This is a genomic window from Ancylobacter mangrovi, assembly GCF_024752335.1.
GTDB classification, from domain to species: domain Bacteria; phylum Pseudomonadota; class Alphaproteobacteria; order Rhizobiales; family Xanthobacteraceae; genus Ancylobacter; species Ancylobacter mangrovi.
This window is the reverse complement of sequence record NZ_JANTHY010000001.1, coordinates 332,051-356,106: the sequence shown is the minus strand read 5'-3', so window position 1 is coordinate 356,106 and position 24,056 is coordinate 332,051. Positions and strand designations below refer to the sequence as shown.

Sequence of the window (24,056 nt, the reverse complement as noted above, 5' to 3'; positions counted from 1 at the left end):
GGCGGGCTCAGTCGGGAAAGCGCGCCATCAGCGCGGCGAGCCCGGCGCGGTCGAGCGGGGCGCGCGCAGGGCCGGACACGGCCTCCATCGCCGCCGCCAGCTCGCGCGGCGTCAGGCGCCAGAAATCGTCCGCGCCGAGCCGAAGCCGGCCGAAGCCGAACGCCATCGCCGCGGACCAGGGAAAGGCCGGCCGCCCGGCCGTCTCCCGTCTCAGCCCGCCGGGGGTGCCGGAGGCGCCGGGGGCAAAGGGCCCGGCGCGGCGCCCTCCCCGGCGCCGAAGGTGGCGGCGATCAGGTCGCCGACGATGCGCGCGAAGCCCGCCGCGCCGCCGGGCGTCGTCATCCGCGCCACCTCCGCGTCGCTCACCTCCGCGCCCGCCCCGCGCAGCCCGGCGCCGACGACGCGAACGGCGTCGCGCGCCGAGAGCCGGCCGCGCCCGAAGCGTTCGGCCAGCGCGACCAGGTCCTCGGCGCCGAAGGCATCCTCGAGCTCGGCCAGCGCGCCCAGCGTCAGCACCAGCGTGCGCGGGCGCCCGTCGAGCTCAGCGGAAATCTCGCCGCGATGCCGGTTCGCCATGATCCCCTCCTCAGAGCGCGTTGAAGGTGATCTCGCCCGCGCTCTCCAGCGCGATGTCGAACGTCACCTCGCGGTCGTGCTCGGCGGCGATCTCCAGCGTGGTGATCTGGAACGGCCCGGCGAGGGTGCCGAAATCGGGCACCACGATCTGCGCGTCGCGGACCGTGCCGTCGAAGAAGCTCTGGCGGATCAGCGCGTCCGAGGCCGCGTCCTTGAACACGCCGGAGCCGGAGATCGAGGCGCGCTTGGCGCCGGCCCCGGCCAGCAGCTCGCGCCAGCGGCCCGCGCTCTCGGCATGGGTCACGTCGACCGTCTCGGTGTTGAACGCGATCTGGCGCGAGCGCAGCCCCGCCACGGTCGTGAAGGCCTCGCCGTCATGGATCTTCAGCAAGAGGTCCTTGCCCTTCTGCGCCGCCATAAGCGGGTTCCTTTCCTGTGGGTCGCGGGTATTCAGTGACGGTTAACTGTCGTTCTGTAGGCTGATCGGCGATTGACCGCAGAAGACCGGTGCGTGTGCTGAAGCATCGCACGAGGAAATCCGCGCAATCGACTTCAACCTCAGAATCAACTTCACGCCGGATCTCGCGAGATTACGGCTGCTTGCGTGCGTTTCTTCACAAGAACGGAAAAGCTCAACCGCCTTCCGTCACCGCGCGAAAGCGCACCAGCGCGTGATAGGTCCGCCCGCCCGCCTCACGCCTTATGTCGGCCTGGGTGAAGCGCAGATTGACGAGGCGCGCGCCGGTCAGTTCCAGCGGCATGTCGTGCAGCGCCTCCTGCACCAGATGGGTGATGGCGTGGGCCTCCCCGTGCCCGCCCTGGCGCGACCAGACATGGAGCGTCAGCCGATGCTCCTCGCCGGCCTCGGTGGCAGTCGACCAGTCGAGAAGCTGCGCCTCGCCGAGCGTCACATAGGGGAATTCCGGTGCCGCCGGCGGCACGTCGTAGACGCGCGCGCCGCCCAGCGCGGCGCTCAGCGCGCCGTCGTTCACCAGCGTCGCATGGACGGCGGCGCGCAGCGCCGTGGCCGCGCTCATCGGCCCCTCCCGATCCGCTCGGCAAGCCGGCGGGCGAGCGCCGGCGGCAGGGCACGCAGCGTGGCGAGCCCCTTCAGGCGAGCCTCGAACGTCATGGTGTCTCCTCCCGGCAGCGGCAGACGAGCCGGCGGCCGCGCCCGTCCGGGTCGCTCACCGTCTCGATGAGAAAGTGCCGCGCCCCGAGCCGCAGCCGGTCGCCCGGCTGCACGGTGGCGGGCGCACGCACGGTCAGCTTGTGGGTCAGCACCGCACCGGGACGGTCGGCGATCTCGGCCGGCACGGCCGAGGTCTCGAGCGCGCCCCACAGCGAATCCACGGCGAGGAAGGTGCGGGTGACGCCGCCCATCCCGTCCGGCGTCTCTACCGGCGTCTCGTGCACCAGCCGGTGCCGCAACGCCGAGACGCTTTCCGGCCCCGCGCTCATAGCCGCGCCACCCGGAACGGGGCGACCAGCGCGTCGAGCCGGGCGGGAAAGGCCGCGCCCGCCCCCTGCTCGTCGCGGTGCTCGTAGAAATGGGCCAGCACCACCCGCACCGCCTCGATCAGCGGCGAGGGCACATGGTCGGCATCGGCCCCGTGGCCGGCGACGACATCGATGGCGATGCCGGCGATCGGCCGACCCGGCACGGGTACAGTGCCGCACGCCACCCGGATCAGCCCGGGCAGGCGCGCCGTGTCGGCCAGCAGCGCGTCCGTCGACACCTCGACCTCGGCGCCCTCGGCGTCGAGCACATGGGCGCCGGTTATCGTCTTCAGCGGGTTCACCGGCGCCGCGATGAGGCCGGAGGCCGGCCAGGCATCGCGCACGATGCGCCAGGACTGGTCGATCAGCACCCGCCGCGTCAGCGCCTCCACGGTCGCCCGCGCCGCGGTGATCAGCGAGCCGATCAGGGCGTCCTCGGCGTCATGGTCGACGCGCAGATAGGTCTTGGCCTCGGCGAGCGTCAGCGGCTCGACCTCAGGCCCGGCGATGAGCATCGCGGGCATCTCGTCTTCTCCGGTTGGTCTTTCGTGAACGCCCGCCGCGGGCGGGCCGATTGACGCGTCGGCCCGGCCCCGCCACAACGGCGCGGTACCTCTCAGGAGCCCCGATGCCCCGCCCGTACCCGATCCGCCGCGCCGTGCTCCGCCTCGTCCTCGCCATGCTGCTGGCCGTGCCGTTCGCCGTTCCGGCCCACGCCATCATCGGCGGGCGCCCGGCGGACGATTCGCTCAAGAGCGAGGTGGTGATGATCACCTCGACCCGGGGCGCCTTCTGCTCCGGCGTGGTGCTGGCGCCGCGGGTGCTGCTCACCGCCGCGCATTGCGTGGCGCCGGCCTCGGACTACGCGGCGCTGGTGTTCGAGGATTCCACGCCGAAGCTGATCCCGGTCGCGCAGATCGCGATCCATCCATCCTTCGACCCGCATTCCTTCGAGACGCGGCGCCCGACGCCCGACCTCGCCGTGGTGAGGCTCGCCGAGCCGCTGCCACTCGACTTCAGCCCGGCGACCCTGTCCTCGCAGATGGCCCTTCCGGCACGCCGCACGTCGTTCCTGCTCGCCGGCTTCGGCGTGACCAAGGACGGCGACGGCGCATCGGGGGGCAAGCTGCGCATGGTGCAGCTTCCCAGCATCGGCATCACGGGCGGCATCATGGTCCGCCTGTCGGACGGGCCGGCAAAGGGCGGCTGCACCGGCGACAGCGGCGGCCCGGTCTATCTCGACGGCCTCGTCGCCGGCATCATCGGCTGGTCGACCGCGGCCGGCGGCCAGCGCGGCTGCGGCGGCGTTACCGGGGCGACGCTGGTCGGCCCGCAATTCCCCTGGATCGACGCCACCGCCCGGCACATGCAGAGGTAAATCTCTACAACCAAAGCGCGAATATCCGCTGGTTAACTCTCACTACATGTAATACAAGGGCGAAACACGCCCCGGTTGCGCACGGGCTCGAATGAGGAGGCCGTCATGTCCCGTCCGCAGCTTGTCCCCTCCAGAGGGCTCGACCGCGGAACCTTGCGGCGACTGGGCCTTTCGCGTCGTGCAACCCTCAAGATTCGTCAGGAAAGCGACGCCGCACAGGAGCGAATTTCCCCCCGCCGCGACGAGCCGCAGCTTTACCCGCTGTCGCTCGATCATGTCGCCCGCATGCTGCAGCCGCGTCCCGCTGCGCTGCTGATCGCCGGACGCAGCCGGACCCACATCTCCTTCCTGGGATGGCACGCGCTCTCGCAGGCCGATCCCCCGCTGATCTCATGCGCCGTCGCGCCCGCCGATCCCACCTATGCCGCCGTGCGCGCCAGCGGCGAATGCGTCATCGCCATTCCGACGCTGGACATGACACCCGCCGTCACGGCGATTGCCACCGGCATGGCGGGACAAGAGCCGTTCTCCCGTTTCTCCTTCACCAGCCAGCCGGCGAGCCTGATTGGAGCCCCGCTGATCTGCGAATGCCTCCTCAATCTGGAATGCCGGATTTCGAGCATGCGACTGGTGAATTGCGACGGACTGTTCGTCATGGAGGTCGTCGCGGCCTGGTATCGGCCCGAGCTCGATCCGGGCCGGGCGCTCCGACATCTGCGATCCTGGCTTCCTGCTGGAGAGTGAGCCGGCCAGAAGCCACCCACGAAGCGGACAGGGCGGGTGCCCATCCCCATCCGCTCCGGGAGAAATTCTGCCCCTTGCTAAGCAAACTTCAGCAGCTTGATCGCGTCGAAGTCCTGCACGCCGCCGCCCACGCGCTTGGTGGTGTAGAACAGCACGTAGGGCTTGGCCGAGTAGGGATCGCGCAGCACCCGCACTCCGGCGCGGTCGACCACCAGATAGCCGCGCTTGAAATCGCCGAAGGCGATCGAGACGCTATTCTCGTCGATGTCCGGCATCTCCTCCGCCTCGTGGACGGGGAAGTTCATCAGGCTCGGCGGCTGGCCGGCGGCGGTCGGGGGCGCCCAGAAATACTGGCCGTTCTCGTCCTTCAGCTTGCGCACCGCGGCCTGCGAGCGGCGGTTCATCACGAAGCTGCCGTTCTGGCGGTAGCCCGCCTTCAACGCATATACCAGGTCGACCAGCGGGTCGGCCGGGTTGGTGGCCGGGAAGTCGCCCGCCGCGCCGGTGGCGATGAAGCCGAGCTTGCCCCATTCCCAGGCATCCTCGGCGGCCGTCGCATAGGCGAGGAAGCCCTTCGGCTTGCCCGCGCCGTCGCCGGTCACGAAGGCGGTGCCCTCCTGCGCCGCGAAGGCGGCCTCGACCTCGATGGCGAGCCATTCGTCGATATTCACCGCCGCGTCGTCGAGCAGGGTCTGCGTCGCCGCCGGCATGGCGTAGATCTCCATCGCCGGGAAGGAGAGCTCATCCAGCACCGGGCTCGCGGTCTGGGTGCGGGCGGCCGTCTCGGCCACCCAGCCGACCGCCGGCCCCGAGGTCATGAACGGCTTCTTGTAGGTGCCCGAGGAGATCACCCGCACATCGGAGATGGCGCGGATCGGCGAGAGCGCGGCGAGGCGCTTGCCGATCTCGCGCTCGGTCTCGCTCGGCACCACATAGCCGCCGTCCGCCGGCGTGCCGGCGGAGAGCGCCTTGGCCTCCAGCCGCTTCAGCCCGGCGGTCTCGCCGTGGCGGACATAGGCGTCGAAGGCGCTCTTGTGCTCGCGCGCGGCGAGGTCCGAGATGAGGTCGGCGCTGCCGCCGAGCGAGGGACGGCGGGCCTTCAGCACCAGTTCGTCGATCAGCGACTTCTGGGTGTCGAGCGCGGCGTTGATGCGCTCCACCTTGTCGGCGGTCACCGCGTCGACGCCGCGCCGCTCCAGCTCGGAGAGGCGCAGGTCGTTGGCGTCCTTGAACGCCTCGAAGGCGCCCATGAACTCCTCGAAGGCGGCGCTCACCTCCGGGCCGGCCATATGCTTGGTCTCGACCGATTTCGTCTCGGGTGCGGGATGCTTCAGATCCATCGTGCTCATGTCCATGTTTCGATAAGGCGTCGACGTCCCGGGCCGGCCTGCCGGTCGGGGTCGCAGAGAGTGCGTCGGTGGATGCGAGGGTCAGGCCGGCAGCGGGGCGAGGCCCGGCAGGGCACGCAGCCGCCGTGCGCCGCGCCGGATGGTAGCGGCGAGGCCGCGCGCGCCGGTCTTGACCCCGGCGATGCGCGCATCGGGCTGCATCGGGAAGGTCACGACCGAGATCTCCCACAGGTCGATGCGGGCGAGCCGGCGTACCCGCGAGCGCGGGTCGGTGCGCCCCTCCACCGTGCGGAAGCCGATCGAGAGCCCGTCGATCGCCCCGGCGCGCATCAGCGCCAGCACCTCCCGGGCGCGGGCGACGTCGAGCGTCAGCCGGCCGCGCACATGCAGCCCCACCCCGTCCTCGCGGATCGTGGCCCAGGCGCCGATCGGCTCGGCCGGGTCGTGCTGGAACAGCATGCGCACGCCGCCCACGCCCCGCTCGGCGAGCGAGCGGGCGAAGGCGCCCGGCAGGATCAGGTCGCGGCCGAGATCGACCCGGCCGAACAGCGCCGCATAGCCCGCGAAGCTGCCGTCGGGCTCGATCGCGGCGAGCGCGCCGGCATGGGCCTTGGTCTCGGCCGGTGCGGCCGCGCGGTACGCAAACGCGCTCATGCGCCCTCCTTGCCGCCCTTGGGCCGGCGTGTGGCGGCGGCGCGCTCCAGCCGGCCGAGGGTGCGGCCGAACTCGCGGAAGACATGCGGCGCATCGCCGGCCCGGCTCGGCGCCGGCAAGCGCGGACGATCGGGCAGGAAGGCCCTTATGCGTGGTGTGCCTTTCATGGCTCGTCTCCGAACGTGGCATTGAAGCGCGCGATCTCGCGCACGAAGTCGTCGAAGCGTCGGGAGGCGCGGCCGAGCTCGCGCATCGCCGTCCCCGCCAGTGCGGAGGCGCCGAGCGCCCACATCAGCAGCGCCAGATGCGCCAGATCGGCCTTCACGACGAAGGCCTCGATGAGCGTCTGCATGAAGGTCTCCGCCCGCCGGCCGGGGCGGCTACTCCCGCGTCCCGTAGCCCACCGCCTGGCGCTTCTCGTTGTCGGTCAGGAAGGTCGCCCCGCCCACGCGGCGCCACAGCGCCTCGCGCTCGGCGCCCAGCGCCTCGATGGCGTCGAGGTCCGGCTCAAGCCGCAGGCGCGCCGCGCCATAGGCGGGGGCAAGCCAGCCGGCGAGCTCGGCGCCGAGCCGGCGCGCCAGCGGCAGCACCGTCTGGCGCCACAGCACCCGGCTCGCCTCGGCATAGTTCGCATAGGTCGCATCGCCCGGAATGCCGAGCATCATCGGCGGCACGCCGAAGGCGAGCGCGATCTCGCGCGCCGCCGCGTTCTTGGCCTCGAGGAAATCCATGTCCTTGGGGCTCAGCGAGAGCGGGCGCCAGTCGAGCCCGCCTTCCAGCAGCAGCGGCCGGCCGGCATTGGCGGCGCCGGAGAAATTCGCCTCCAGCTCCTCCTTCAGCCGGTCGAACTGCTCGTCGGAGAGGTTCGTCCCGCCGCCATAGACCAGCGCGCCGGAGGGGCGCGCCGCATTGTCGAGCAGCGCCTTGTTCCAGGCGCCGGCGGCGTTGTGCAGGTCGAGGGCGATCTGCGCCGCCTCCAGCGGCGGGGCGCCGTAATAGTCGTCGAGCGGATTGAACAGCGCGACATGCAGGATCGGCGGCACATGGCCCGCTCCCCGCCCCTCCTGCACGAAGCGCACGGTGCGCCCGCCCACCGTATATTCATAGGCTTCGGCCCAGCCGTCGCCGCCCGGCACGACCCGCATGCGGTCCGGGCGCAGCACGTGGAGCTCGCGCACCTCGCCGCCGATCGCCACCGCCTCGACATAGGCGTTGCCGGCGATCATGAGATGCGCGGCGAGCGCCTCCAGGAACGCGGTGCCGGACTGGCGCGGATTAGGCTGGGCCAGCAGTTCGCCGAGCGGATGGGCATCGAGCTCGCGCTCGCCCTCGAGCAGGGTGAAGCTCACCTGCCCCACGGCCTCGGCGACCAGCCGCACGCAGCGATGCGCCACGGCGTTGCGCTGGTAGCCCTCACGGGCGAGCGCGCCATAGTCGCGCGGCGTCCAGCGCGGCCGGTGGCCGGCGATCAGCGCCACCAGCGCCTGCGTGCGCGAGGCCTTGGCCTCGGGCGGCGCGTTGGGCGGCATTTCGGGCTGCCCGGCACGGGCGCGAAAGGCGAAGGGCAGGCGAAGCATTGACCCATCCTGAGCTGGCTGTCGGCCGCGCGGGCGGCCGGGCTGGTGACGCGAAGCCGGCAAGGCAACCGCCCGAACGAGACACACCCAAAACGTGTGCCGTTAAACGTGCACACGACCTGCGCGCTGCCCGCTGCTCGTCTTCCACCCGGTGTGGCGCGAGACTTTGGGGACGCTGCCATGTCGAACAACTATGCCGATCTGCGGCGGGATCTGCGGGCGGGATCTGGCGGGCGAGCCCGGCGCGGGCGAGCGCTGCGCGGACCGGCAGGTGTCGGACCACGCCCCGCTCTGGATCGAGATCGCCACCGATTTTGCCGCCGACTACCTGCAGGCCATTGCCGTGCCGCCCGGCTGAGACCCCCTCACATCCGCCGCACCCGCGGTGCGCTCTCGGCCGGGCCGAGGGCGAGCCCCGTCACCGCCCAGACCAGCGCGTCGAGCCGGTCGGGCGAGCGCCCGTTGGAAAGGCCCTCGGGCCCGAAATCGCAAAGCTCGTCCTCGAGCTGTGGGAAGGTCCCGGCATGGCGGACCCGTCCCTGCTCGTAGAGCGCGGCCACCGGCTCGGCCCGCAGCCACTTGCCGCGCGTCGCCCGCACCTCGGCCACCGGCACGCCGGCATCGAGCCCGGCGAGGATGGTGCGCACCATCTCCCCGCCCTGGTTCACCTCGACCACGACCCGGTCCGCCTCCAGCCGGTGGAACAGCGCGATTGCCTTCGCTCCCCAACGCGAGGGGGTGAGCCCCTGCGCGCTCTCGTCGGCCAGCACATGGACGATGCCGTCCCGATCGATCCCCGCCGCGACGATGCCGCAGGCGTCGGCCTGCCGGCGCGAGGAGGCGGGTGGGTCGACCGCGACCGCGATCCGCACCAGCTCCGGCGCCGCCGTCTCGCGCGCGGCCTCGAGCGCGGCACGGTTCCACAGGGCGTCCGGCCGGTCCTCGACCAGTTCGCCCTCGAGTTCCTGCCGCCCCAGCCGCGTGCCGGCATAGCGCCCGACCACGCCCTCGAGAAAGGTCGGGGCGAGGTGCATGGCGTTCTCCGCCGTGCCCATGCGCGTCACCGCGGTGCGCGGGTCGGCCAGCAGCGCACGCACCAGCGCGGTCGGGCGCGGGGTCGTCGTCACCATCTGGCGCGGCCGACGCCCCAGCCGCAGGCCGAACTGCAGCATGTCGAAGGCCGCCTGCGCATAGCGCCACTTGGCGAGTTCGTCGCACCAGGCGGCATCGAATTGCGGGCCACGCAGCGATTCCGGGTCGTCGGCCGAAAAGCCCTGCGCCACCGCCCCGTTGGGCCATTGAAGGCGCCGGCGCGTCGGCTCCCAGTTCGGGCGCTCGGCGCGCGGATGCACGGCGAGGATGCCGGAGACGCCCTCCACCATCACCTCGCGGAAATCGCCAAGGCTCTCGGCGATCAGGGCGATCCGCCCGGCCGCCGGCCCGGCGCGCCCCAGTGCCAGCGCGCGCACCCATTCGGCGCCGGCGCGGGTCTTGCCCGCCCCGCGCCCGCCCAGCACCAGCCAGGTCAGCCAGTCGCCCCCGCCCTGCGCCTTGTCCGGCGCCTGCTGCGAGGGCCGGCCGAGCAACGGCCAGTGATGGGCCAGCCATTCGGCGGTCGCCGCGTCCAGCGCGGCGATCGCCTCAGCCAGCCGCCCGTCCTGCCAGCACGCGCTCAAGAGTTTCGCCAAGCTCGCGTCGGAAGGCGTCGGCGTCGCGCAATCCTGCCTCATCCTCATCCCGGGCCGGCCCGTCCTTCTCCAGCGCCGCCAGTTCGCGCAGCGAGCGCACCAGTATGGCGAGCGTGCGGGCCGCGCGTTCGGCCTCCGCCGCGCCGCCCTCGACGAGGCCAGCGCGGGCGATGAGCCGCTCGACGGCGGCGATCTCGTTCTCGACCCGCGTCACCAGCCGCCGGATCAGCACCGGGCGCGGAAGCTCGGGCGAGGTCGGCGCGGAGCCGGCGGACTGTCCAGGTGGCGCACAGGGCCGGTAGGCGTTGCCGCGCCGCCAGCCCCAGCGCTTGGCCCGACGGTGCAGCGTGCTGCGCGAGACGCCAAGGCGGCTCGCGACCGCCCACAATGGCAGGCTGGCGCCTTCATAGAGCCGGCGCGCCTCCTCCAGCGCTTCCGGCGATATGGATTGCGCGGGAACCGGCATGCCCCCTCCGCCGAACGATGCTCAGAAACGAAAAAGCCGGCCCTGAGGCCGGCTGCGAAACGACTTGAAGGGGCCTCGGTCCGGCCCCTCTCCACCGCTGCGAGCCCGGAAGTCCCGAGCCCGTCTGCCGGGCAACCCGGCGAGCCCCGCTGACGGCGGCGACCCCTCGATGCATTTGTGGAGTATGACCGAAAGCTACCCCCACAGCGTCACGCTGTCAAGGACTATTTTCCTATATTTCACCGCCCCCCGCTCTCCACCGGGGCTGAAAACGCCTGTCCGGCCCGGCGTCGGAGGCCGGCGAACGGCGCGCCCATTGTGCCGCCTGCGTCCGTCATGTATCCATTCAGATATATCTTCCGGTGCCTCAGCCATGGCCTTCCCATCCGCCCCCGCCGTCCGGCGCTTCGCCTTCCGCGCGCTCCCCGCCATCGCGCTCCCGCTTGCGCTCCTCGCCCCTGCCGAGCCGGCGCTCGCGCGCGACCCCCTCGCCCTCGCCGCTCCGGGCCGCACGCTCACCCTGCCGCTCGCCGCGCTCGAAGCCCTGCCCGCCGTCACGCGCGAGGTCACCTTCCTCACCTCGCAGGGCGAGGAGCATGCGCGCTACACCGGCGCGTCGCTGTGGAGCGTGCTGGTCGGCAACGGGCTGGTCGATCCCGCGGACCTGCACGCCCTCATCCGCCAGGTGGTGATCGTCACCGGCGGCGACGGCTACGTGCTGGTGCTCTCGGCCGGCGAGCTGGCGCCCGAGCTCGGCGCCGCGCCGATCCTCCTCGTCCACCAGCGCGACGGCGCGCCACTGCCGGCCGCCCGCTCGCCCCGGCTCGTCGTCCCCGGCGACCGGCGTGGCGCGCGGCAGGTGTTCGACGTCGCCCGCATCGAGGTCCGTACCCTTCCCGAACCCCCGACAGGAGAAAACCCATGAAGCTCAGCGCCCGCAACGTCGTCCCGGGCAAGGTGGTCGCGGTCGTGCGCGGCGCCACCACCTCGCATGTGCGGATTGAGATCGCCGCCGGGCAGGTCATCACCTCCGCCATCACCAACGAGGCGGTGGACGAGCTCGGCCTGAAGCTCGGCGACGCCGCCTATGCGGTGATCAAGGCGTCCGACGTCATGGTTGCGGTCGACTGAGGGAGGGCGCCATCGTCCGCCTCAACGAGATCCGGCGGGCCGAGGTCGCGATCGACCCGCCGCCCGCCACCGATGCCGGCCTCGTCTATATCGGCCGCATCGCCACGCCCTGGTCGTCGCGGCTGGAGACGCCGCGCCTCGGCCGGCTCGACGGCCCGCTGTGCCGGATCGAGGTGTTCGCGCCCTGGCGTGCCGCGCTGAAGGGCATCGAGGCCTATGAGCGCATCGAGGTGCTGTTCTGGATGCACCTGTCGCGGCGCGACCTGGTCCTGCAGAGCCCTGCCGACGACGGCACCGCGCACGGCACCTTCGCGCTGCGCACCCCGGCGCGGCCGAACCCGATCGGCACCACCATCGCCCGGCTGGTGCGGGTCGAGCCGGATGGCATCCTGCTCGTGCGCGGGCTCGACTGCATCGACGGCACGCCGCTGCTCGACCTCAAGCCCGACCGCACCCTCTTCACCCCGCTCGCCCGCGAGCAGGCGGGGGACCGGCAGACAGGGCATGACGATGTGAGCGACGGTCCGGAGGAGACACCGGGCGGCTAGCCCTCTTCCGCCCCCGCCGCCACGAGCCCCGCTACGAGCGCCGCCACCGCGGCCGCGGCGGTGCGCGCCGCTTCATCGCGCGCGGCCGGTCCCGCCGCCGGCTCGAACAGCGCGCGGTGCAGCAGCTCCTGCACCGTCATGTCGTGGAACAGCCGCGCCAGCACCGCCGCGTCGGGAGCCTGCCCCTCACGCAGCGGCGCCTCGCCGAGCCGGGACGTAATGAAACGCGCGAAGATCGCCTGCGAGGTGGCCGGCCCGCTGGCGAACCAGACCGCGCCGAGCCGGGGAAACCGCCCGGTGGCGCTGATGGCGATGCGGAACAGCGCCACCGAGCGCGGCGTCAGCAGCAGGTCGAGCAGCGCCCGGCCGAGCCGCGCCAGCCCCTCCTCCAGCGACAGCCCCTCGACCCGCACCGCGTCCATCGGCGCGAGGATGTCCGCGCAGGCATGGGCGAGCGCGGCCTCGAACAGGCCTTCCTTGCCGCCGAAGAAAGCGTAGACGTTGGTCTTGGAGCCGCCGGCCTCGGCGACGATGGCGTCGAGGCTCACCCCGTCATAGCCATGGGCGAGGAACAGGTCGGCGGCGACGCGGCGCAGCTCCGCGCAGGTGGCCGTACCGCGTCCGGTGCGCCGGCTCGGGCAGCGCGGCGCGGTGGTCTTGTTCTCGGGCGCCCGGCCGCGCCGGGCCTGCCCGGGCTCGTGCCCCGCCCCGCCATCCGCCGCGCGCCCGGTCATGGCCGGCCTCAGGCCGCCTTGGCCGAGGCGAGCAGGCGGATCTCGGTGACCAGCGCCTTCACGCCGCCGAGCACGAAGTCCCGGGTCTTCTCGTCCGTGAACGCGCCGCCGTCGACCTTGTCGAGCACGTTGGGAATGGCGAGGTGCGGATAGGTCACCACCCGCGCGCCGGCCGCGCTCAGCGTCTCGCGCAGCTGCGCCTGGGCGCGGATGCCGCCGGTGGAGCCGGGCGAGGAGGTGAGCACCAGCGCCGGCTTGCCGATCAGCGCGCCGCGCGCATAGGGGCGCGAACCCCAGTCGACCGCGTTCTTCATCGCGCCGCTGGTGCCGTAATTGTACTCGGGCGAGGCGAGGATCACGCCGTCGGCGGCCGCGATCGCCGCGCGCAGCGCCGCCGCGCCGGCCGGCGGATGGTCGGTGTCCTCGTCCTGATTGTAGAGCGGCACGTCGTTGAGGCGGAACACCTTCAGCTCCACCTCGGGCGCCAGCACGGCGCGCAGCGCCTCCAGCACGGCGGTCGAATAGGAGCCGGTGCGCAGGCTGCCGGAAATGCCCAGAAGCTTGACGGTGGAATGGTCGGTCATGAGAAATCTCCGTGAGGCGGCACTGCGGTCGCTTCGTTTGATACTATCCGGTATCAATCTAACCACATTCCGACCCGATCGCGCTTGCAATCGCGCAAGCTTTTTCTGGCATTCCACGGTTTTCCGGCCGCCCTCGCCCGATCCGGGAAAGCATGCTACCGATTTCGCAACCCAGCCGGGAGAACCGCTACCCGTGATCCTGACCGACCGCGACATTCTCGACGCCCTGAAGGACGGCACGCTGGCCATCGAGCCGGCACCGCCGCCGGAGTTCTACGCGCCGAACGGGGTCGACCTGCGGCTGGATTCGCGCCTCACCCTCTACCGCGCCCCCGGCGCGGAGGAGGACCCGGTGATCGACCCCGCCGGCCCGGGCTACAGCTTCCGCGAGGCGATCGGCGCCATGGCCGACGACATCGAGATCGGCACCGGCGGCTTCGTGCTCGATCCCGGCCGCCTGGTGCTCGGCTGGACGCTGGAGCGGGTCGACCTCACCGCCGGCGCCCGCCTCGCCGCCCGCGTCGAGGGCAAGAGCTCGCTCGCGCGCATCGGCCTGCTGGTGCACCTCACCGCGCCGACCATCCATGCCGGCTCGACCGGGCGCATCCAGCTCGAGATCATCAATCTCGGCCCGCGCCCGATCCGCCTGCGCGCCGGCATGAAGGTGTGCCAGCTCATCCTTGAGCAGACGCTCGGCGTGCCGCAGCGCGCCTATGGCGGCCAGTTCGCCGGGCAGCGCGCCGCCGGCTAAGCTCCCGATCACCAAGCAAGCCCCTTGCCCGGTCAACCGCCCAGCAGCGTCGAGCGGTTGAGCCGGCGCAGCGCGAGGTCCGCGCGTTCCTCGTCGCGACGGAACTCCTCGACGCTCGCCCCGACGAAGGCGAGGTGGCGGTGCGCCGCGTCCTCGGCCGCCTCCCGGTCGCCCCTCAGCACCGCCTCCGCGATCTCCCGGTGCTGCACGAACAGGGCGTCGCGCACATCGGCGCGCGCGAACAGGCTGGCGCGACTGAAGAAGATGTTGCGCCTCAGCATCTCGGAGAAGGCGCGCATGACGTGCAGGATGACGAGGTTGTGCGAGGCGGCGTAGATCAGCCGGTGCAGGTCGATGTCGACCTCCGCTTCGCGCGTGGCGTCCTGCGCGCGGTGGGCGGCCTCCATCTCGGCGAGGCAGGTGCGGATCGCCTCGCGCTCGGGGTCGGTGGCGCGGCGCGCAGCCAGGCCGGCGGCGCTGCGCTCGACCGCGCCGCGGAACTCGAAATAGTCCGCCGTCACCCGGTCGTTGGACTGAAGCAGGTCCGCCAGCGGGTCGGTCAGCGCGGCGAGAAACTCGGTCACCCGGGTGCCGTCGCGGCTGGTGGCGAGCAGCCCGCGCCCCTCCAGCAGGGCGAGCGCGTCGCGCAGCGAGGGGCGTGAGACGTCCAGCCGCTCGGCGAGGTCGCGCTCGCTGGCGAGCTTCTCGCCCGGGCGCAGCACGCCCTCGAGGATCAGCCGCTCGATATGTTCGGCGATGGCTTCCGCCAGCTTCGGCGCGCGCAGCCGCTCGACCATGTGCACCCCCGTCGGTCCGAACCGCCCTTATGCGCCGGCACCGCGCGATGTTCAACAAAGGAGCGGCTTCCTGACCTGTTGACACCCATGGTCATTTTTCCTTACCAAACGTCCGGCCGCCGCGATGGCTCCCTGCGCCCACGGGTGCGGGCACGCGGCGGGGCGGCCATCGCCGAGAGTGTCCGGCGCGGCCGGGCGGGAAGCCGGAAACCGCGCCCATGACGGCCGTCACCAACATCCAGGATCTGCGTGCCATCGCGAAGCGCAAGGTGCCGCGCGCCATCTTCCACTATGCCGACCGCGGCTCGTACGACGAGGCGACGATCCGCGCCAACCGGGCCGACCTCGCCGCCATCGCGCTGCGCCAGCGGGTGATGATCGACGTCTCCGAGCGCTCGACCGAGACCACCATGATCGGCGAGAAGGTGGCGCTGCCGCTCGCCATCGCGCCGACCGGCCTCACCGGCCTGTTCCATGGCGACGGCGAGATCCACGGCTGCCGCGCCGCCCAGACGGCGGGCATCCCCTTCACCCTCTCCACCATGTCGATCTGCTCGATCGAGGACGTGGCCGGCGCGGTCGACAAGCCCTTCTGGTTCCAGCTCTACGTCATGAGGGACCGCGGCTTCTCGAAGTCGCTCATCGAGCGCGCCATCGCGGCCCGCTGCTCGGCGCTGGTGCTCACCCTCGATCTGCAGATCCAGGGCCAGCGCCACATGGACATCAAGAACGGCCTGTCGGTGCCGCCGAAGCTCACGCTCGCCAACGCGCTCGACATCGCGCTGCGCCCGGCCTGGGCGCTCGGCGTGCTCATGGGCAAGCGCCATTCCTTCGGCAACCTCACCGTGCGCAAGGAAAGCGACAGCCTCACCACGCTCTCGCAGTGGATCGCCGGCCAGTTCGACCCCTCCCTGTCGTGGAAGGACGTGGAGTGGGTGCGCTCGATCTGGCCGGGCAAGCTCATCCTCAAGGGCGTGCTCGACGTCGAGGACGCCCGGATCGCGGCCGGGACCGGGGCGGACGCCATCGTCGTCTCGAACCATGGCGGGCGCCAGCTCGACGGCGCGGTGTCCTCGATCTCGGCGCTGCCGAGGATCGTCGACGCCATCGGCGGGGGGCCGAGCGAGATCTGGTTCGACGGCGGCGTGCAGTCGGGACAGGACGTGCTCAAGGCGGTCGCGCTCGGCGCGCGGGGCTGCATGATGGGCAAGGCGTTCCTGTGGTCGCTCGCCGCCGGCGGGCAGGCCGGCGTCGCGCAGGCGATCGAGATCATCCGCCGGGAACTCGACGTGTCGATGGCGCTCACCGGAACGAAGGACATCAAGAAGGTCGACAAGAGCGTGCTCGCGCTCTGAGCGCGCTTGTTGGCGGCCCGCCGCCGGCGCACCATGCCGGCCTTCGTTCCACCCTCGCCGTCCCACCCAGCCGAGAGCTTCCCCGATGACAGAACCTTCCCGCCGCGACCTCGGTCCCCTCGCGCTCGGCGGCCTCGCCGTCGCCGCGCTGAGCACGCTCCCCGCCCTTCCGGCCGCGGCCTATCAGGGCAATATGGAGCGCTCGCTCTCCGCCCTCTATTCGGCCCTCGCCTCCCTGCGCGAAGCGACGCCCAACAAGGGCGGATATCGCGAGCGCGCGATCGATCTGATCCGGCAGGCGATCGGCGAGGTCGAGGCCGGCATCGCCTTCGCCGACGAACATGGCGGCGGCGGCCCCACGCCCTGAGAGCCGAACGGCCCCGGCGTCAGCGCCGGGCCGTGCCGCGGGCGGCGACGGTCGGGGGGGCGGCCGTCCGCCGCCCGCGTGCCGGGTCGGCCGGGCGTCGCATCGCCCCGCGCGGCAGGCGCAGCGGCCAGCGCACCATGTGCTCGATATAGTCCTCGAGCGGCAGGTCGTCCTCCATCGCCTCCACGCGGCCGCGCACCGAGACGCCGGCGGCGTGCACCGTGTCGCGGTCGCCCGAGACGAGGTGATGCCACCAGTAGAGGTCGCGCCCCTCCTCGACGAGGCGGTAGGCGCAGGAGGGCGGCAGCCAGTCGATGGCGCGCACCGTCTGCGGCGTCAGCCGCACGCAGTCGGGCACCTGCGCCTGCCGGTTGGGATAGTCGCGGCAGCGGCAGCCGACATCGTCCAGCAGCTTGCAGCCGATGTCGGTATAGGCGATCGCCTCGGTGTCCTCGTCCTGCAGCTTGACCAGGCAGCAGCGCCCGCAGCCGTCGCACAGGCTCTCCCACTCGTCGGCGTCCATCTGCTCGAGCGACTTGGTACGCCAGAACGGCTCCGCCTCGCGGCCGGTGCCGTCGGCGACGGTGCCATCGGTGTCGAGCCGGTCGTTGATCGTGGGTCGTGTCATCAAGCTTCCGCGAGAGAGGGCTTAGGGAAAACGGACGCGCTTCACGAAGCGTCCCCGCGCGCTTAGATAGCGTTCACCGTCCGCCAAGGCGAGCCCGTCGGCGGCCTCGTCCCGCGTCGCCGTCTGGGCTATAAGGTCGGACGCTGCCTGGGAACGAGGGTGGTACTGGTTGAGCACCCGTGGAGTACCGGGCTTGAGCGAGACGCCGAACGCGGAGATGCCGGAAGAGCCGAAGGAGGCCCCGCCGCCCGGCGCGCCGCGGCGCGGCCGCCGCATCCGAAATGCGCTGCTCGCCATCGATTCCTGGATCGACAGCACGATCTATACCGGCGGCGTGCGTCTGCGCGCCGCCTGGGACAGCTACGTCGCCTTCACCGAGCGCTTCAACCTGCAGGGCCCAGCGCGCTGGGGCGTGGAGATCGCCTCGGAGGCGGTGACCTGGGGCGCGGTCGGCGCGGTGCTGATGCTGACCCTCGCCCTGCCCGCCTTCCAGGAGACCTCGGACGACTGGCTCAAGCGCGCGGACCTGTCCGTCACCTTCCTCGACCGCTATGGCAACACCATCGGCGAGCGCGGCATCCGCCACAACGACACGGTGCCGCTGGAGGAATTCCCGGACCACCTCATCAAGGCGGTGCTCGCCACCGAGGACCGGCGCTTCTACGACCATTTCGGCATCGACGTGCCCGGCACCTTCCGCGCGCTGCTCTCCAATGCGCGGGCCGGCGGCGTGGTGCAGGGCGGCTCCTCCATCACCCAGCAGCTCGCCAAGAACCTGTTCCTCTCCAACGAGCGCACGCTGGAGCGCAAGATCAAGGAAGCGTTCCTGGCGCTGTGGCTGGAGTTCCACCTCACCAAGAACCAGATCCTCAAGCTCTATCTCGACCGCGCCTATATGGGCGGGGGCACCTTCGGCGTCGACGCGGCGGCGCAGTACTATTTCGGCAAGTCGGCGCGCGACGTGAACCTCGCCGAGGCGGCAATGCTGGCCGGCCTGTTCAAGGCGCCGTCGAAATTCGCCCCGCACGTCAACCTGCCGGCCGCGCGCGGGCGCGCCAGCGTGGTGCTCGACAATCTGGTCGATGCCGGCTTCATGACCGAGGGACAGGTGTTCGGCGCCCGCCGCCACCCGGCGACGCCGATCGACCGCAAGCGCGAGGACGTGCCCGAATACTATCTCGACTACGCCTTCGAGCAGGTGAAGTCGATCGTCGCCACCCTGCCCAAGGACTATGCCGAGCGTTCCTTCGTCGTGCGCACGGCGCTCGATCCCAACATCCAGAAGGCAGCCGACACCGCCATCCGCGACAGCCTCAAGCAGTTCGGCAAGGATTACGGCGCCACCCAGTCCGCCATGGTGGTGATGGAGCCGAACGGCGCGGTGCGCGCCATGGTCGGCGGGCGCGACTATGGCGAGAGCCAGTTCAACCGCGCCACCGACGCGCTGCGCCAGCCCGGTTCGTCCTTCAAGCCCTACGTCTACACCGCCGCGCTGATGACCGGGAAATACAAGCCCGACACCATGGTGCTCGACGCCCCGCTGTGCATCGGCAACTGGTGCCCGCAGAATTACGGCCATTCCTATGCCGGCCGCCTGCCGCTCATCACGGCGCTGACGCGCTCGCTCAACACGGTGGCGGTGCGGCTCGCGGAATCGATCGGTCGCGGGCGGATCGTCGACCTCGCCCACGCCATGGGCGTGAAGAGCGAACTGAAGATCACCCGCGCGCTGCCGCTCGGCGCCGCCGAGGTGACGGTGATGGACCAGGCCACCGCCTATTGCGTGTTCGCCAATGGCGGCTACGCCGTGCAGCCGCACGCGGTGATCGATATGCGCACCCCGGCGGGCGACCCGGTGTGGAACTTCGCCCAGGAGGGCGAGAAGCCCAAGCGCGTGATCCCGCCCGAAATCATCGACATGATCAACCCGATGCTCAACAGCGTGGTCGAACACGGCACCGGACGGCGTGCCATCATCCCGGGCGTCAAGGTGGCGGGCAAGACCGGCACCACGAATGCCTATCGCGACGCCTGGTTCGTCGGCTTCACCGGCAATTACGCGGCGGCGATCTGGTTCGGCAATGACGACTACACCCCGACCCGGCGCATGACCGGCGGCTCGCTGCCGGCCATGACCTGGCAGAAGGTGCTGGCGTTCGCCCATCAGGGCATCGAGATCAAGCCGACGCCCGGCCTCGACGGCCACCCCGCGCCCACGAGCAACGCCTCCGCGCAGGCCTCGCTGCTGGAGATCGACGGCGTCAAGCGCCCAGTCACGCTCTCCCCGGACTCGGCCGAGCAGCTCATGGGCCTGTCCTCCCGCATGAAGGAGGCGGCCCGCGCGCCCCTGCCCGGCCCCTCCGCCTCGCTCGAATCCGACCGCGTCCTGGCCGGGCGCGACCCCGACACGCCGGCCACCGGCAGCAATTGAAGGCCCGCACGATTGACCTTCGCGCCCCGCGCGCCCATCGATGAGGGCGTCCCCGTTCCACCGGATTGCTCTGTGCCGTGCGTGCTTTCCTGTTCTTCCTGACCCTCGTCGTCGGCGCCGCCGTCGGCCTCGGCCTGACCTGGGTCACCACGGTCAGCGGCTACGGCCCCGGCATGATCCGCTCCGGCCCGTGGGAGGCTTGGCCCAAGGCCGGCACCGAGGAGGCCGACCCCTATGCGCGCGCCGCGCTGGCGCGGGCGGGGGAACTGCCGCTCGAGCTCGCCGACGGCCTCGCCTTCGTGGCGACGAAGGACGACGACGGCACCGCGCTCGACGGGCGCTGCGACATCCGCCTGTCGGGCTCGCTCCCGCAGGCGCGGTTCTGGACCCTCACCGTCACCGATTCGCGCGGCCGGCTGATCGACAACGCCGCCGGCCGCACCGGCTTCACCAGCGCCGAGGTGGTGTGGAACCGCGACGGCACGCTCGACATCGAACTCGGGCCGCGGGCACGGGCCGGCAACTGGCTGCCCACCGGCGCGCGCGACCGCATCGAGCTGACGCTGCGGCTCTACGACACGCCGGTCGGGCTCGCCAGCCGCACCAGCGACGCGCCGGAAATGCCGAGCCTCGTCACCCAGCACTGCCCATGGTCGAAGACATGACGACCCAGCCCGCGAGGAGATGGCGATGACACGGCTCGTGCTGCCGATCGTGGCCGGGCTGGTGCTCGGCGGCATCGTGCATCTGGTGGCGGTGCTGATCCTGCCCTACTACGCCGAGCAGGACGCCTATGCGCGGCTCTCGGCCATCGGCAGCGTCAACGCGGTCGCGCAGATGGACGACCCCAGTGCCTTCGGCGCGGTGCTGCCGGACACCGATCCCGCCTTCATCTCCGCCGTCTGCCTCTACGACCTCGGCGACGGCCCGCTGAAGGTGCGGGTGCCGACCACCGCCGACTACACCTCGGTGTCGTTCTACACCCGCTTCGGCCTGGCCTTCTACGCCATCAACGACCGCTCGGCCGGCCGCCGGGTGATCGAGCTCGACCTGATGAACCCGACCCAGAAGGCGGCGATGCCGGAGAATGCCGACGTCACCGCGGCCGACCGTCTGGTGGTGGAATCGCCCAGTGACGAGGGCATCGTGCTGATCCGCGCGCTGGTGCGCGAGCGCAGCGCGCGCGAGGCCGTCCGCGCCCACATGAGCGCGGCGAGCTGCGGGCCGGCGTCCTAGCGCGGGGCGCCCCTCAGAGCGATTCGGCCGGGGGGCCGATCTCCCGGCGCGGCGCCGGGACGGGGGTTCGCACGCACTGGATCACCGGCAGGATGACGACCTCGGCCGGGTTGCCGGGCGCCTTGCGGGCGCTTGCGGTCTCCCCGGGCGTCGGACGAAGCGGAAACGGAACCACGGTCCCCATTTCACCTTCCCTTTCGCCAGTCGAATTCCCTTCCCCGGGGCCGGTCTGCCCTTCCCTGGGACAACTTCCCCTGCGCCAAGTCGACGGGTTGTTGCCCATAACGAGCCATCATGGTTAACGGCTTGCTAACGTTCGCCGCCTAGCTTGGTTTCGCGAGTCCCGAGGGACGGCGCCTGACCTCTCGAACCCGACCGCCCCATGCCTCCCACATCCGGCTCCGGCCTCAAAGTCCTGATCGAGGAAGCGCGTCGCCGACACGACGACACGCGGCCGGAGATGCTGCGGCTGCTGGTCGAGCTCTATCTGGGCGAGCCGTCCCATGACGAGGCCGAGCAGGCCCGCTTCGCCCGGCTGGCGACGCGGCTGATCGAGGCCATCGAGGTCCCCGTGGCCGCCCGTCTGGTGCGCCCGCTCGCCGCCCGCCACGACCTGCCGCGCGAGCTCGCCCTGCAACTGGCGCGCGGCCCGCTTGCCCTCGCCGGGCCGGTGCTGCGGCTCTCGCCTGTGCTCGACGACGCCACGCTCGCCGCCCTCGCCCAGGAGGTCTCGCCCGCCCATGTCGCGGCCATAGCCGCGCGGCGCGACGTCTCCCCCGCCCTCGCCAAGGCGCTGGCCGAGCTGGTGCATCGCACCCGCGAGGGCGCCGATGGGGAGAGCGAGGGAGAGGCAATTGAAGGCCGGAACGAGGACGCGATCCCCGCCCCCGCGGCTTCCAATACCGAGGCACCCGATACGAGGGCACCCGATACCGAGGCGAGCGCCGAAGAACTCTACGCCCCAATCGAGGTGACACCGGACGCCGATCCCCTCGCCCCCGATACCGTCGCCTCCATGCCCGGGTCCGAGGCCGGCCTGCCCGAGGCAGTCGTGCCTGAGGCCTTCGCACCCGAAGCTGTCGAGCCCGCTTCCTCGCTCGAAACGGCTCTCCCGGGCAGCCCCGCCGCTCCCGACACGCCTTCCGCCCCGACCCCGCCCGCGCGGCCGGACTATCTGGCGGCGAGCCCGGAGGACCGGGCGCTCATCATCGCCCGCCTTGTCACCCTGCCGCCCCTGCCGATGGCCGAGCGCGTGGCTCCCGCCAGCGCGGAGACGACCGAGGCGCTGCTTCAGGCCGCGCGCGACGCCAGCTCGGCCGAAGTCGCGCAGCTTATCCAGAAGGCGCTCGGCGTAAGCGAGGCCAATGCCGCCCGCATCGTCGACGATCCCAGCGGCCAGGCGCTGGCGGTGGCGGCGCGCGCGCTCGGCCTGTCCTTCGCCGTGCTTTCGCGCGTGCTGTTCCGGCTGCATCCGGTGGCGGGCCGCTCGGCCGCCGAGATGACCCGCCTCGCCGACATGTTCGATTCGCTCACCGGCGCCGGCGCCCAGCATCTGGTCGCCTCCTGGCGCCCGGGCCGGCGCGTGGCGCGCGAACGCGGCGAGGACGCGCCCTCGATGCGCCGCTTCGGCGAGGCCCGCCCCGAAACCGCGCGCACGCACGAGGCCGCTCGCGCGCACGCCGAACCCGGCGAGGCGCGCCGGCCCGGCTGACGACCCGTTCAGGACGGGGCGAGGTCCAGGAAGACGCGCCCGGCGCGGTCCTCGATTTCCACGAACCACAGATCTGGATCGAAGCGGATCTCGCGGCGCATGCGCTCCTCGGCCTCCGCCTCGGGGGCCTCGGCCGGCACCAGCGCGGTGAAGAGCCGCCCCTCCTCCGGCGCGGCGTCGAGCGAGGGCAGCGCGGGGCCGAAGAGCGCGGCGCGCCCGTCCAGCGTCGCCACCTTGACGAAGATCGCCCCCGCCTCCTCCGAGCCGCGCCGCCGCACCGCGGCGAACGCGCCCTCGACGCCGGCGCGGCGGATCAGGGCGGAGACGAAGATCGCGCTCTTGAGCCGCATCGCCGGCTACCGGATCGAGAAACCGGCCACCGTGTCGAGCTCGCGCACCAGCCGATCGGAGATTTCGCCCGTCACCGGCATGCGGCGGTCGCGCTCGAAACGCTCGATCGCCTGGCGCGTCGCGTCGCCGACGCGGCCGTCGATATGGATCGGGCCATAGCCAAGGCTGGCCAGCGCCTTCTGGATCTCCATCACCCGCGGCGACACCGCGATATCGGCCGGTGGCCGGGGCGAGCCGGCGCCGGGAACGGCGTTAGCCGGTGCGGTGGGCGCGGGCGCCAGAGCGGTCGGGGCCTGTACCGCCGGGGCAGCGCGCGGCGGCGCGGCGGGCTTGACCGGCGGCAGCGGCATCACCGGCGCGGCGGCGGACTGGGCGGCATCGGGCGTGCCCACCGCCGGCGTGGATGCCTCGGGCGCCGCCGGCATCGCCGGGGACGGCGCGGGAGCGGGTATGGCGGCGGGAGATGCCGCAGCCGGGGCGGCCGGCACTTCGCGCAACGCCGCCGGCGCGGCGACCGGGGCCGGCGTACCGCCCGAATGCCGGCGTTCCTGCAGGCCGAGCGCGTTGAACAGCACGGCCGCGGTCGCGCCCGCCGCCAGAACGGTCATGAAGACGTCCGAGCGCCGTCGACCGGACTGATAGGGCCGACCGGCGGCACGTTCGCCGTCGAGATCGATGTCGTCCTCCAGCAGATCGCTGGCATAGGATCGGGGCATAGGATCAACCGCAACTCGCGCGCCGTTCGGCGCCATAGGAAAAACTGTGCCACGCCATGCTTAAGCGAACACTAAGCGCCCGGCGTGCTTAACATCGGCTTTCCGCGATCGGCACAAATTCGCGAGATCGAGAGGCGGGTTGAGCAACCCCTTGGCCTTATCCTGCCGCGCAGGAGGCGTAAGCCGCAGTGGCGAGGCGTATCATGTTCTTTCTGTTGCGTGTCGGTTTCTGGCTGACGATCGTGTTTCTGCTGCTGCCCGGCGTTCCCGGCGCTCCCTCGCAGGAGTCGGCGGAGGGTGCGGGCGCGCCGAGGCTCGGCACCGCCGAGGCGCTCTCGGCGGCGACGTCGGCGGTCGCCGATGCGGGCGGCTTCTGCGAGCGCCAGCCCCATGCCTGCGCCGTCGGGGCCCAGCTTTTCGAGCTGATCGGTCGCCGGGCCGAGGCCGGGGCGCGCTATGCGCTGTCCTATCTGGTCGAGCAGATCTCGGAGGAGAAGCGCAAGGCGGCCGTCCGTTCCGCCGGCGCGCCGGCCGACGACACGCTGACCACCCACGACCTCGCGCCGGAATGGCAGGGGCCGGTGCGTCCCGCGCTCGACGCCACCGCGACCGACCTCATCTTCTCCCCGCCGGCCCAGCCGGTGGGGGCGCCGGCCGCGACGACGCCGGGCGTGCCGCGCCCGCCGAAAAAGCCGGCCTGACGTCCCGTCCTAGGGGCTTGTTCGCACCCCGCGCCATTGCGTCCCGGGGTGCCCCGCGCCTATATCCGGTGGGAAAGGCGCTG

At 71.9% G+C, this 24,056-nt stretch carries 33 protein-coding genes; 14 read left to right on the top strand and 19 right to left on the bottom strand.

All coding sequences use genetic code 11. The annotated features are described in order from the left end of the window. Positions 1 to 7 precede the first annotated feature (7 nt). From NVS83_RS01650 to NVS83_RS01625, 6 genes are all read right to left on the bottom strand, one after another. Complete coding sequence (locus NVS83_RS01650) at positions 8 to 214, bottom strand: rcc01693 family protein (protein ID WP_258738463.1); 207 nt, start codon at positions 212 to 214, stop codon at positions 8 to 10. After that, entirely contained in the window at positions 211 to 576 is a 366-nt protein-coding gene (locus NVS83_RS01645) for a gene transfer agent family protein (protein ID WP_258737757.1), read from the bottom strand. Before NVS83_RS01645 ends, NVS83_RS01650 begins: the two co-directional genes overlap by 4 nt. Before the next feature lie 10 nt (positions 577 to 586). Continuing rightward, the gene (locus NVS83_RS01640; RefSeq protein WP_258737756.1) at positions 587 to 994 is read right to left on the bottom strand and encodes a phage major tail protein, TP901-1 family; all 408 of its coding nucleotides are present in this window, start codon (positions 992 to 994) and stop codon (positions 587 to 589) included. Between the two features lie 214 nt (positions 995 to 1,208). Next, positions 1,209 to 1,613: a DUF3168 domain-containing protein gene (locus NVS83_RS01635; RefSeq protein WP_258737755.1), complete on the bottom strand. Its 405-nt coding sequence runs from the start codon at positions 1,611 to 1,613 to the stop codon at positions 1,209 to 1,211. A 91-nt stretch (positions 1,614 to 1,704) separates the two neighbouring features. Beyond that, a complete protein-coding gene (locus NVS83_RS01630) occupies positions 1,705 to 2,037 on the bottom strand; it encodes a head-tail adaptor protein (RefSeq protein WP_258737753.1) in 333 nt (110 codons plus the stop codon). Beyond that, positions 2,034 to 2,600: a head-tail connector protein gene (locus tag NVS83_RS01625; RefSeq protein ID WP_258737752.1), complete on the bottom strand. Its 567-nt coding sequence runs from the start codon at positions 2,598 to 2,600 to the stop codon at positions 2,034 to 2,036. The genes NVS83_RS01630 and NVS83_RS01625 overlap by 4 nt, the downstream gene beginning before the upstream one ends. Positions 2,601 to 2,704: 104 nt before the next feature. Here NVS83_RS01625 and NVS83_RS01620 point away from each other — a divergent pair, with 104 nt between their 5' ends. Both NVS83_RS01620 and NVS83_RS01615 read left to right on the top strand, forming a co-directional pair. Continuing rightward, a complete protein-coding gene (locus tag NVS83_RS01620) occupies positions 2,705 to 3,454 on the top strand; it encodes a S1 family peptidase (protein ID WP_258737751.1) in 750 nt (249 codons plus the stop codon). 105 nt (positions 3,455 to 3,559) lie between these two features. Next, a complete protein-coding gene (locus NVS83_RS01615) occupies positions 3,560 to 4,198 on the top strand; it encodes a flavin reductase family protein (RefSeq protein ID WP_258737750.1) in 639 nt (212 codons plus the stop codon). Between the two features lie 77 nt (positions 4,199 to 4,275). Here NVS83_RS01615 and NVS83_RS01610 read toward each other — a convergent pair whose 3' ends face one another. From NVS83_RS01610 to NVS83_RS01590, 5 genes are all read right to left on the bottom strand, one after another. After that, on the bottom strand, positions 4,276 to 5,538 hold the full coding sequence (locus tag NVS83_RS01610) for a phage major capsid protein (RefSeq protein ID WP_374115017.1): 1,263 nt from the start codon (positions 5,536 to 5,538) through the stop codon (positions 4,276 to 4,278). A gap of 90 nt (positions 5,539 to 5,628) precedes the next feature. Further along, entirely contained in the window at positions 5,629 to 6,201 is a 573-nt protein-coding gene (locus NVS83_RS01605) for an HK97 family phage prohead protease (RefSeq protein ID WP_258737749.1), read from the bottom strand. Next, on the bottom strand, positions 6,198 to 6,368 hold the full coding sequence (locus NVS83_RS01600) for a hypothetical protein (protein ID WP_258737748.1): 171 nt from the start codon (positions 6,366 to 6,368) through the stop codon (positions 6,198 to 6,200). Before NVS83_RS01600 ends, NVS83_RS01605 begins: the two co-directional genes overlap by 4 nt. Next, positions 6,365 to 6,553: a hypothetical protein gene (locus NVS83_RS01595; RefSeq protein WP_258731136.1), complete on the bottom strand. Its 189-nt coding sequence runs from the start codon at positions 6,551 to 6,553 to the stop codon at positions 6,365 to 6,367. The genes NVS83_RS01600 and NVS83_RS01595 overlap by 4 nt, the downstream gene beginning before the upstream one ends. Before the next feature lie 28 nt (positions 6,554 to 6,581). Continuing rightward, positions 6,582 to 7,778 (bottom strand): phage portal protein, encoded by a 1,197-nt coding sequence (locus NVS83_RS01590; RefSeq protein ID WP_258737747.1) that lies wholly within the window; start codon positions 7,776 to 7,778, stop codon positions 6,582 to 6,584. Positions 7,779 to 7,971: 193 nt separating this feature from the next. Here NVS83_RS01590 and NVS83_RS01585 point away from each other — a divergent pair, with 193 nt between their 5' ends. After that, positions 7,972 to 8,136: a hypothetical protein gene (locus tag NVS83_RS01585; RefSeq protein ID WP_258737746.1), complete on the top strand. Its 165-nt coding sequence runs from the start codon at positions 7,972 to 7,974 to the stop codon at positions 8,134 to 8,136. A gap of 7 nt (positions 8,137 to 8,143) precedes the next feature. Here NVS83_RS01585 and NVS83_RS01580 read toward each other — a convergent pair whose 3' ends face one another. Both NVS83_RS01580 and NVS83_RS01575 read right to left on the bottom strand, forming a co-directional pair. Next, complete coding sequence (locus NVS83_RS01580; RefSeq protein WP_258737745.1) at positions 8,144 to 9,454, bottom strand: DNA-packaging protein; 1,311 nt, start codon at positions 9,452 to 9,454, stop codon at positions 8,144 to 8,146. Beyond that, complete coding sequence (locus NVS83_RS01575) at positions 9,420 to 9,932, bottom strand: hypothetical protein (protein WP_258731139.1); 513 nt, start codon at positions 9,930 to 9,932, stop codon at positions 9,420 to 9,422. The genes NVS83_RS01580 and NVS83_RS01575 overlap by 35 nt, the downstream gene beginning before the upstream one ends. Positions 9,933 to 10,305: 373 nt before the next feature. On the opposite strand from NVS83_RS01575, the gene NVS83_RS01570 reads away from it, so the two are divergent. From NVS83_RS01570 to NVS83_RS01560, 3 genes are read left to right on the top strand one after another with little or no spacing between them, the layout of a single operon-like run. Beyond that, positions 10,306 to 10,857 carry a molybdopterin-binding protein gene (locus NVS83_RS01570; protein ID WP_258737744.1) on the top strand — a complete coding sequence of 184 codons (552 nt, stop codon included), beginning with the start codon at positions 10,306 to 10,308 and terminating at the stop codon, positions 10,855 to 10,857. Continuing rightward, complete coding sequence (locus NVS83_RS01565) at positions 10,854 to 11,063, top strand: TOBE domain-containing protein (protein WP_258737743.1); 210 nt, start codon at positions 10,854 to 10,856, stop codon at positions 11,061 to 11,063. The genes NVS83_RS01570 and NVS83_RS01565 overlap by 4 nt, the downstream gene beginning before the upstream one ends. Positions 11,064 to 11,074: 11 nt before the next feature. Continuing rightward, on the top strand, positions 11,075 to 11,611 hold the full coding sequence (locus NVS83_RS01560) for an SAM-dependent methyltransferase (RefSeq protein WP_258738461.1): 537 nt from the start codon (positions 11,075 to 11,077) through the stop codon (positions 11,609 to 11,611). Here the strand turns inward: NVS83_RS01560 and NVS83_RS23445 are convergent. Continuing rightward, positions 11,608 to 12,345 (bottom strand): TetR/AcrR family transcriptional regulator, encoded by a 738-nt coding sequence (locus NVS83_RS23445; protein WP_309486165.1) that lies wholly within the window; start codon positions 12,343 to 12,345, stop codon positions 11,608 to 11,610. The two genes, NVS83_RS01560 and NVS83_RS23445, sit on opposite strands and share 4 nt — an antisense overlap. An 8-nt stretch (positions 12,346 to 12,353) precedes the next feature. Beyond that, the gene (locus tag NVS83_RS01545) at positions 12,354 to 12,929 is read right to left on the bottom strand and encodes an NADPH-dependent FMN reductase (RefSeq protein WP_258737742.1); all 576 of its coding nucleotides are present in this window, start codon (positions 12,927 to 12,929) and stop codon (positions 12,354 to 12,356) included. A gap of 193 nt (positions 12,930 to 13,122) precedes the next feature. Here NVS83_RS01545 and dcd point away from each other — a divergent pair, with 193 nt between their 5' ends. After that, positions 13,123 to 13,680, top strand: coding sequence for a dCTP deaminase (dcd, locus tag NVS83_RS01540; RefSeq protein ID WP_258731146.1), 558 nt, complete (start codon positions 13,123 to 13,125; stop codon positions 13,678 to 13,680). Between the two features lie 32 nt (positions 13,681 to 13,712). Here the strand turns inward: dcd and NVS83_RS01535 are convergent, their stop codons facing one another. Continuing rightward, positions 13,713 to 14,477 (bottom strand): FCD domain-containing protein, encoded by a 765-nt coding sequence (locus NVS83_RS01535; RefSeq protein ID WP_258737741.1) that lies wholly within the window; start codon positions 14,475 to 14,477, stop codon positions 13,713 to 13,715. Between the two features lie 218 nt (positions 14,478 to 14,695). Between NVS83_RS01535 and NVS83_RS01530 the strand changes: the two genes are divergently transcribed. Together NVS83_RS01530 and NVS83_RS01525 are read left to right on the top strand one after the other, a co-directional pair. Continuing rightward, complete coding sequence (locus NVS83_RS01530; RefSeq protein ID WP_258737740.1) at positions 14,696 to 15,832, top strand: alpha-hydroxy acid oxidase; 1,137 nt, start codon at positions 14,696 to 14,698, stop codon at positions 15,830 to 15,832. Positions 15,833 to 15,917: 85 nt separating this feature from the next. After that, positions 15,918 to 16,199 carry a hypothetical protein gene (locus NVS83_RS01525; RefSeq protein ID WP_258737739.1) on the top strand — a complete coding sequence of 94 codons (282 nt, stop codon included), beginning with the start codon at positions 15,918 to 15,920 and terminating at the stop codon, positions 16,197 to 16,199. Between the two features lie 19 nt (positions 16,200 to 16,218). Here NVS83_RS01525 and NVS83_RS01520 read toward each other — a convergent pair whose 3' ends face one another. Further along, positions 16,219 to 16,722 carry a YcgN family cysteine cluster protein gene (locus tag NVS83_RS01520; protein WP_258738459.1) on the bottom strand — a complete coding sequence of 168 codons (504 nt, stop codon included), beginning with the start codon at positions 16,720 to 16,722 and terminating at the stop codon, positions 16,219 to 16,221. A 322-nt stretch (positions 16,723 to 17,044) separates the two neighbouring features. On the opposite strand from NVS83_RS01520, the gene NVS83_RS01515 reads away from it, so the two are divergent. From NVS83_RS01515 to NVS83_RS01500, 4 genes are all read left to right on the top strand, one after another. After that, positions 17,045 to 19,258, top strand: a complete 2,214-nt coding sequence (locus NVS83_RS01515) for a transglycosylase domain-containing protein (RefSeq protein ID WP_258738458.1) — start codon at positions 17,045 to 17,047, stop codon at positions 19,256 to 19,258. Between the two features lie 77 nt (positions 19,259 to 19,335). Continuing rightward, complete coding sequence (locus NVS83_RS01510; protein WP_258737738.1) at positions 19,336 to 19,923, top strand: DUF1214 domain-containing protein; 588 nt, start codon at positions 19,336 to 19,338, stop codon at positions 19,921 to 19,923. Between the two features lie 25 nt (positions 19,924 to 19,948). Continuing rightward, positions 19,949 to 20,494, top strand: a complete 546-nt coding sequence (locus NVS83_RS01505) for a DUF1254 domain-containing protein (RefSeq protein ID WP_258737737.1) — start codon at positions 19,949 to 19,951, stop codon at positions 20,492 to 20,494. A gap of 382 nt (positions 20,495 to 20,876) precedes the next feature. Next, complete coding sequence (locus tag NVS83_RS01500) at positions 20,877 to 22,205, top strand: DUF2336 domain-containing protein (protein WP_258737736.1); 1,329 nt, start codon at positions 20,877 to 20,879, stop codon at positions 22,203 to 22,205. Between the two features lie 8 nt (positions 22,206 to 22,213). On the opposite strand, the gene NVS83_RS01495 is transcribed toward NVS83_RS01500, so the two are convergent. After that, a complete protein-coding gene (locus tag NVS83_RS01495) occupies positions 22,214 to 22,555 on the bottom strand; it encodes a DUF1491 family protein (RefSeq protein ID WP_258737735.1) in 342 nt (113 codons plus the stop codon). 6 nt (positions 22,556 to 22,561) lie between these two features. Further along, positions 22,562 to 23,308 carry a peptidoglycan-binding domain-containing protein gene (locus tag NVS83_RS01490; protein ID WP_258737734.1) on the bottom strand — a complete coding sequence of 249 codons (747 nt, stop codon included), beginning with the start codon at positions 23,306 to 23,308 and terminating at the stop codon, positions 22,562 to 22,564. A gap of 167 nt (positions 23,309 to 23,475) precedes the next feature. Between NVS83_RS01490 and NVS83_RS01485 the strand changes: the two genes are divergently transcribed. After that, positions 23,476 to 23,973 (top strand): DUF5330 domain-containing protein, encoded by a 498-nt coding sequence (locus NVS83_RS01485; protein ID WP_258731156.1) that lies wholly within the window; start codon positions 23,476 to 23,478, stop codon positions 23,971 to 23,973. Positions 23,974 to 24,056 lie beyond the last annotated feature (83 nt).

Excerpts from the sequence above, each read along its gene's own strand:
- NVS83_RS01645 (WP_258737757.1), bottom strand. The coding sequence starts at position 576 with ATGGCGAACCGGCATCGCGGCGAGATTTCCGCTGAGCTCGACGGGCGC.
- NVS83_RS01640 (WP_258737756.1), bottom strand. The coding sequence starts at position 994 with ATGGCGGCGCAGAAGGGCAAGGACCTCTTGCTGAAGATCCATGACGGC.
- NVS83_RS01635 (WP_258737755.1), bottom strand. The coding sequence starts at position 1,613 with ATGAGCGCGGCCACGGCGCTGCGCGCCGCCGTCCATGCGACGCTGGTG.
- NVS83_RS01630 (WP_258737753.1), bottom strand. The coding sequence starts at position 2,037 with ATGAGCGCGGGGCCGGAAAGCGTCTCGGCGTTGCGGCACCGGCTGGTG.
- NVS83_RS01625 (WP_258737752.1), bottom strand. The coding sequence starts at position 2,600 with ATGCCCGCGATGCTCATCGCCGGGCCTGAGGTCGAGCCGCTGACGCTC.
- NVS83_RS01620 (WP_258737751.1), top strand. The coding sequence starts at position 2,705 with ATGCCCCGCCCGTACCCGATCCGCCGCGCCGTGCTCCGCCTCGTCCTC.
- NVS83_RS01615 (WP_258737750.1), top strand. The coding sequence starts at position 3,560 with ATGTCCCGTCCGCAGCTTGTCCCCTCCAGAGGGCTCGACCGCGGAACC.
- NVS83_RS01610 (WP_374115017.1), bottom strand. The coding sequence starts at position 5,538 with ATGGATCTGAAGCATCCCGCACCCGAGACGAAATCGGTCGAGACCAAG.
- NVS83_RS01605 (WP_258737749.1), bottom strand. The coding sequence starts at position 6,201 with ATGAGCGCGTTTGCGTACCGCGCGGCCGCACCGGCCGAGACCAAGGCC.
- NVS83_RS01600 (WP_258737748.1), bottom strand. The coding sequence starts at position 6,368 with ATGAAAGGCACACCACGCATAAGGGCCTTCCTGCCCGATCGTCCGCGC.
- NVS83_RS01595 (WP_258731136.1), bottom strand. The coding sequence starts at position 6,553 with ATGCAGACGCTCATCGAGGCCTTCGTCGTGAAGGCCGATCTGGCGCAT.
- NVS83_RS01590 (WP_258737747.1), bottom strand. The coding sequence starts at position 7,778 with ATGCTTCGCCTGCCCTTCGCCTTTCGCGCCCGTGCCGGGCAGCCCGAA.
- NVS83_RS01585 (WP_258737746.1), top strand. The coding sequence starts at position 7,972 with ATGCCGATCTGCGGCGGGATCTGCGGGCGGGATCTGGCGGGCGAGCCC.
- NVS83_RS01575 (WP_258731139.1), bottom strand. The coding sequence starts at position 9,932 with ATGCCGGTTCCCGCGCAATCCATATCGCCGGAAGCGCTGGAGGAGGCG.
- NVS83_RS01570 (WP_258737744.1), top strand. The coding sequence starts at position 10,306 with ATGGCCTTCCCATCCGCCCCCGCCGTCCGGCGCTTCGCCTTCCGCGCG.
- NVS83_RS01565 (WP_258737743.1), top strand. The coding sequence starts at position 10,854 with ATGAAGCTCAGCGCCCGCAACGTCGTCCCGGGCAAGGTGGTCGCGGTC.
- NVS83_RS23445 (WP_309486165.1), bottom strand. The coding sequence starts at position 12,345 with ATGACCGGGCGCGCGGCGGATGGCGGGGCGGGGCACGAGCCCGGGCAG.
- NVS83_RS01545 (WP_258737742.1), bottom strand. The coding sequence starts at position 12,929 with ATGACCGACCATTCCACCGTCAAGCTTCTGGGCATTTCCGGCAGCCTG.
- NVS83_RS01535 (WP_258737741.1), bottom strand. The coding sequence starts at position 14,477 with ATGGTCGAGCGGCTGCGCGCGCCGAAGCTGGCGGAAGCCATCGCCGAA.
- NVS83_RS01530 (WP_258737740.1), top strand. The coding sequence starts at position 14,696 with ATGACGGCCGTCACCAACATCCAGGATCTGCGTGCCATCGCGAAGCGC.
- NVS83_RS01525 (WP_258737739.1), top strand. The coding sequence starts at position 15,918 with ATGACAGAACCTTCCCGCCGCGACCTCGGTCCCCTCGCGCTCGGCGGC.
- NVS83_RS01520 (WP_258738459.1), bottom strand. The coding sequence starts at position 16,722 with ATGGACGCCGACGAGTGGGAGAGCCTGTGCGACGGCTGCGGGCGCTGC.
- NVS83_RS01515 (WP_258738458.1), top strand. The coding sequence starts at position 17,045 with ATGCCGGAAGAGCCGAAGGAGGCCCCGCCGCCCGGCGCGCCGCGGCGC.
- NVS83_RS01505 (WP_258737737.1), top strand. The coding sequence starts at position 19,949 with ATGACACGGCTCGTGCTGCCGATCGTGGCCGGGCTGGTGCTCGGCGGC.
- NVS83_RS01500 (WP_258737736.1), top strand. The coding sequence starts at position 20,877 with ATGCCTCCCACATCCGGCTCCGGCCTCAAAGTCCTGATCGAGGAAGCG.
- NVS83_RS01495 (WP_258737735.1), bottom strand. The coding sequence starts at position 22,555 with ATGCGGCTCAAGAGCGCGATCTTCGTCTCCGCCCTGATCCGCCGCGCC.
- NVS83_RS01490 (WP_258737734.1), bottom strand. The coding sequence starts at position 23,308 with ATGGCGCCGAACGGCGCGCGAGTTGCGGTTGATCCTATGCCCCGATCC.
- NVS83_RS01485 (WP_258731156.1), top strand. The coding sequence starts at position 23,476 with ATGTTCTTTCTGTTGCGTGTCGGTTTCTGGCTGACGATCGTGTTTCTG.